The organism is Gammaproteobacteria bacterium, from assembly GCA_017999615.1.
Lineage (GTDB): Bacteria > Pseudomonadota > Gammaproteobacteria > JAABTG01 > JAABTG01 > JAGNLM01.
Genome location: JAGNLM010000018.1, coordinates 21865 through 25895, shown reverse-complemented (window position 1 = coordinate 25895; position 4031 = coordinate 21865). Strand labels below are relative to the sequence as shown.

General features: G+C 69.1%; 4 protein-coding genes and 1 pseudogene (1 of these 5 running past the window's edge). 1 reads left to right on the top strand and 4 read right to left on the bottom strand.

All coding sequences use genetic code 11. From position 1 onward, the window contains the following. Positions 1 to 300 precede the first annotated feature (300 nt). From KA217_11250 to KA217_11235, 4 genes are all read right to left on the bottom strand, one after another. Positions 301 to 990, bottom strand: coding sequence for an SOS response-associated peptidase (locus KA217_11250; protein ID MBP7713015.1), 690 nt, complete (start codon positions 988 to 990; stop codon positions 301 to 303). Positions 991 to 1008: 18 nt separating this feature from the next. Next, positions 1009 to 1704 carry a 7-cyano-7-deazaguanine synthase QueC gene (queC, locus tag KA217_11245; GenBank protein ID MBP7713014.1) on the bottom strand — a complete coding sequence of 232 codons (696 nt, stop codon included), beginning with the start codon at positions 1702 to 1704 and terminating at the stop codon, positions 1009 to 1011. Between the two features lie 58 nt (positions 1705 to 1762). After that, a complete protein-coding gene (locus KA217_11240) occupies positions 1763 to 2197 on the bottom strand; it encodes an EamA family transporter (GenBank protein MBP7713013.1) in 435 nt (144 codons plus the stop codon). Between the two features lie 75 nt (positions 2198 to 2272). After that, complete coding sequence (locus KA217_11235; protein ID MBP7713012.1) at positions 2273 to 3403, bottom strand: hypothetical protein; 1131 nt, start codon at positions 3401 to 3403, stop codon at positions 2273 to 2275. Positions 3404 to 3533: 130 nt separating this feature from the next. Between KA217_11235 and KA217_11230 the strand changes: the two are divergent. Beyond that, positions 3534 to 4031: pseudogene (locus KA217_11230) on the top strand (AAA family ATPase); it runs 1195 nt beyond the window's last position.

Below are 4031 nucleotides of genomic sequence, written 5' to 3'. Positions count from 1 at the left end.
ACGAGCTGATCCCGATGATGCCCGCGCAGCGTCTGCGTCCGCTGGTACAGCGCTTCGGCGAGATGTTGCTCGGGCAACGGACGTTCACAGCGGTGTTTGGACTCGCCTAAATGAGGGGATGGCTGAGACCTGGGAGGTCTGTTTGCGATCATCAGGCAATCATTGTCGGCTGGTAGGTAGTTCAGAACCTTCCCGAGAAAATATGAGCGGGTCCCTGAGCATTACAGTGACAGCGTACTGGACTTGGCAACCGGACACCACCCATTCGCACCAGGCTCCGGACGCGGAATCCTCCACCGTCTACGAAAGGTCCTCCAGCAATTCCGGGACGTCGTTCCGGGGGTCGTTCACCCACGTGCTGACAGGGTAGCCCCGGAAGTCCTCCCGAGCCTGCGTGACGAGACAACCCAGGACCTCTGGGCGCTGCTCCGCGGCGAGCCACTCCTCGTGGTCCGCCGGCGAGAGGACCACCGGCATGCGGTCGTGGATGTCGGCGATGGCGGGCGCCGCCGGTCGGGTCAGCAGCGCACAGGAGAGCACGGCCTCGCCGTCCGGGGCCTGCCAGCGCGCCATCAACCCGGCGAAGGCGATGACCGGCGAGCCGGTGGCGTGGATGAAGTAGGGCTGCTTCCCCGGCCCCCCTCCGCCGCTCTCGCCCCCGGGGAGCGCCCGCCACTCGTACCAGCCCCGCGCCGGCATCAGGCAGCGCGAGCGCCGGTAGCTCTGGCGCCACATGGGCTTCACCGCCACCTCTTCGCTGCGGGCGTTGATGGTGGCGCTCGGGAGCTTCGCCTGGGTCCACCAGGCCGGGATAAGCCCCCAGCGGGCCGCGCTTAGCTCGAGGGCCCCGTCCTCGGCCCGGAACAGGATCGGGACGAGGGTGCTCGGGGCCACGTTGAAGCGCTCGGGCAGGGGGTTGCCGCTGCGCCGGTCGATGGTCCAGTACCGCTCCAGGGCGGCCTCGTCGGGTGTGACGTATCGACCGCACATGGTGGGTCAGCTCCCGCCTCAGAAACGCGCAAGCAGGGGGTCGGCGACCCCCGCCTCGGCGAAGCCCTTCGCCCGCAGTAGACAGGAGTCGCAGGCCCCGCAGGGACGCCCGTCGGGGCCGGGGTCGTAGCAGCTCGAGGTGAGACCGTAGTCGACCCCGAGCGAGAGTCCCTTGCGGATGATGTCGGCCTTCGTGAGCGCGAGGAGCGGGGCGTGCACGGTGAGCCGCTGGCGCCCCTCCATCCCCGCCTTCGTCGCCAGGTTCGCCATCGCCTCGAAGGCGGTGATGTACTCCGGCCGGCAGTCCGGGTAGCCCGAGTAGTCCAGTGCGTTCACCCCGATGTAGAGATCGGCGGCACCCAGCACCTCCGCCCAGGCGAGGGCGAAGGAGAGGAAGATGGTGTTGCGGGCCGGCACGTAGGTGACCGGGATCCCCTCCCCCCTCTCCCCGGGGCTGCGCCCCTTCGGCACCGGGAGGTCGGCGGTCAGGGCCGAGCCCCCGATCGCACGCAGATCGATGTCCACCACCACGTGCCCGGCCACCCCCTGGGCCTGCGCCACCCGCCGGGCGGAGTCCAGCTCCACGGCGTGGCGCTGGCCGTAGCGGAAGCTCATGGCGTAGGGGGCGAACCCCTCGGCCTTCGCCACCGCGAGTGCGGTCGTCGAATCGAGGCCGCCGGAGAGCAGCACGACCGCCCGCTGGAGCCCGCTCACGGGGCCCTCCCGTTTCGTCCCGGGGCAGTGCCGCAACGGTTCCGCCTCCCCCTGCTCCCTAGCGCTTCAGCGCCAGTACCAGGACGCCACTGGCCACCAGGCCGATTCCCAACCACTCCCTGCCCGTGGGCCGCTCCCCCAGGAATGCGTAGGCGAAGACGGCGACCAGCACGAGACTGAACTTGTCCACCGGTGCGACCTTGGACGCATCGCCGAGCTGCAGGGCGCGGAAGTAGCAGATCCAGGAAGCCCCGGTGGCCAGCGCCGAAAGGGTGAGGAACAGCAGGGACCGGGGTGGAAGAGTCAGCGGGTTGCTCCACTTGCCCGCCCACCCGACGAATGGCGCCAGGACGAAGACGATGATGACGGTCCGCACCAGCGTGGCGAAGTCGGAGTCGATGCCCCTGATGCCCACCTTGGCGAAGATGGCGGTGAGGGCCGCGAAGCCGGCAGAGAGGACTGCCCAGAGAAACCACGAGGAAGAAGTGGACATGGATTGCGGTCCCTGAGGTTCGAATTTCCGTCGCCACCCGTGCCGGGACGCCAGGCGCCGAGCGCCCCACCGGCGTCAGGCAACCCCACCCGCCCTTCGCCGCGATTCCCGGCGGGGGCGCAGGTGCTCTCGAGCCATTTTCTCGATGCGGCTCGCGGCCTTCGCGACGAGATCCAGCGACACCTGCTCGGGCACAGGGCCCTCTCCCAGATGCCGTGACAGGTACTCCGCGTCCGTCCCCTTCAATCCGACCCGGGCCGAGACGATGTACGCGGTCGCCTCCGTCTCCACTTCGACCGTCCGATGGTCCAGTCCGCGCCGCCACGGCCACCAGTGATCGGGGTCACTGCCGAGGTGCCCCAGATAGACGTGCGCCAGTTCGTGGCAGAGCACCCCGAAACGGCTCGGCTCGTCCAGCCGATCGTGAATGCGGATCCTCATCTTGTAGCCGTGATCTGCGGCCGCGATGCTCGAGAACCCGGCGAGCGTGGAGGAGAGGGCTTTGAAGTCGACCTTGATCTTGTCGTGCGTCTCGGCGTTCTCACACAAGCGTGACAGCCATTCCGGGCGCCACTCGCCCTCGAACTTTCCGAACGCCATCGACTCCTTCGGGAAGGTGCGCCCGCTGGTCTGTTCCAGGTCGTAGACGAGCAGCACCGGGTGCCGCGGGGCCAGGATGAGCATCGGTCTCGCGTCTTCCCGGGGAGCGCGCCCGAACCGCTCCCGCCAGTCTCGCTCGCTGGCGTAGTAGCGGCACTCGGGGCTCTGGAGGCGCACCAGCATGTTGTTGAACGGTGCGTAGTCCTTGAATCGGGCCATGAAGCTCACCGTCTCCTGGAACTCCGCGGGGCCTCGATAGGCGCGGGTCCGTCTCAGGCGGGGATCGATGGTGGAGACGATCTCCTTCTCGGGCGCGCCGCTGCCGGCGAGGGCCTCCCTTAGGTCGGGCGACTGGCCGAGCACGCGGCAGTATTCGCGGCAGGCCGTCGTGAGGGCCCGGTCCTCGGCGAGCTCTCCGAGCGCGTCCTGCAGGTCCCAGCGGGCCAGCCTCTCGACCTCTCTCTCCACCGACTCCAACAATTGCGAGGCCGATGGCTGGAAGCCTGCGCGCAGCAGGGCGAGCACCACACCCTTCACGCGCCCTATGCGGTGGGGGTGTAGCAGCACGTCACCAGCGGGCTCGGGTCTCTCCGGGACGTTTTCCATGCGGGCCTCGTGGATGCTCTGCCGTTCTTCTCTGACGCCGTCGTCCACCCCTCTGACACCCCAAGGATAACGTACCCGGGACAGGACGACGCGCGGGGCCGAGGCGAGGCGGCGCGATACAATCCGCGCCATGCCCCCCAACCTCCCCGCCCCGCACGAGCGCCTCAGCGGCAGCATCGAGCGCGTCACCTTTCACAGCGAGCAGTCGGGGTTCTGCGTGCTGCGGGTGCAGGTCAAGGGCCAGCGGGACGTGGCCACGGTCGTCGGCAGCGCCGCGGCCGTCTCGGCCGGCGAGCTCATCGAGGCCCACGGCCAGTGGGTCAACGACCGGCAGCACGGACTGCAGTTTCGCGCCGACCGGCTGACGGTGGTGCCGCCGACCACCCTGGAGGGGATCGAGAAGTACCTCGGCTCCGGGATGGTCAAGGGGATCGGCCCCCACTTCGCGCGCCAGATGGTGCGGGCGTTCGGCGAGGCGGTGTTCGACGTCATCGACCGGACCCCGGAGCGGCTCGAGGAGCTCGAGGGGATCGGCCCCAAGCGTCGGCAGCAGGTGGTCGCGGCCTGGGCCGAGCAGAAGGTCATCCGCGAGATCATGGTGTTCCTGCAGTCCCACGGGGTGGGCACG

Coding starts and splice junctions, on each gene's coding strand:
- KA217_11250 (MBP7713015.1), bottom strand. CDS start 990: ATGTGCGGTCGATACGTCACACCCGACGAGGCCGCCCTGGAGCGGTAC.
- KA217_11240 (MBP7713013.1), bottom strand. CDS start 2,197: ATGTCCACTTCTTCCTCGTGGTTTCTCTGGGCAGTCCTCTCTGCCGGC.
- KA217_11235 (MBP7713012.1), bottom strand. CDS start 3,403: ATGGAAAACGTCCCGGAGAGACCCGAGCCCGCTGGTGACGTGCTGCTA.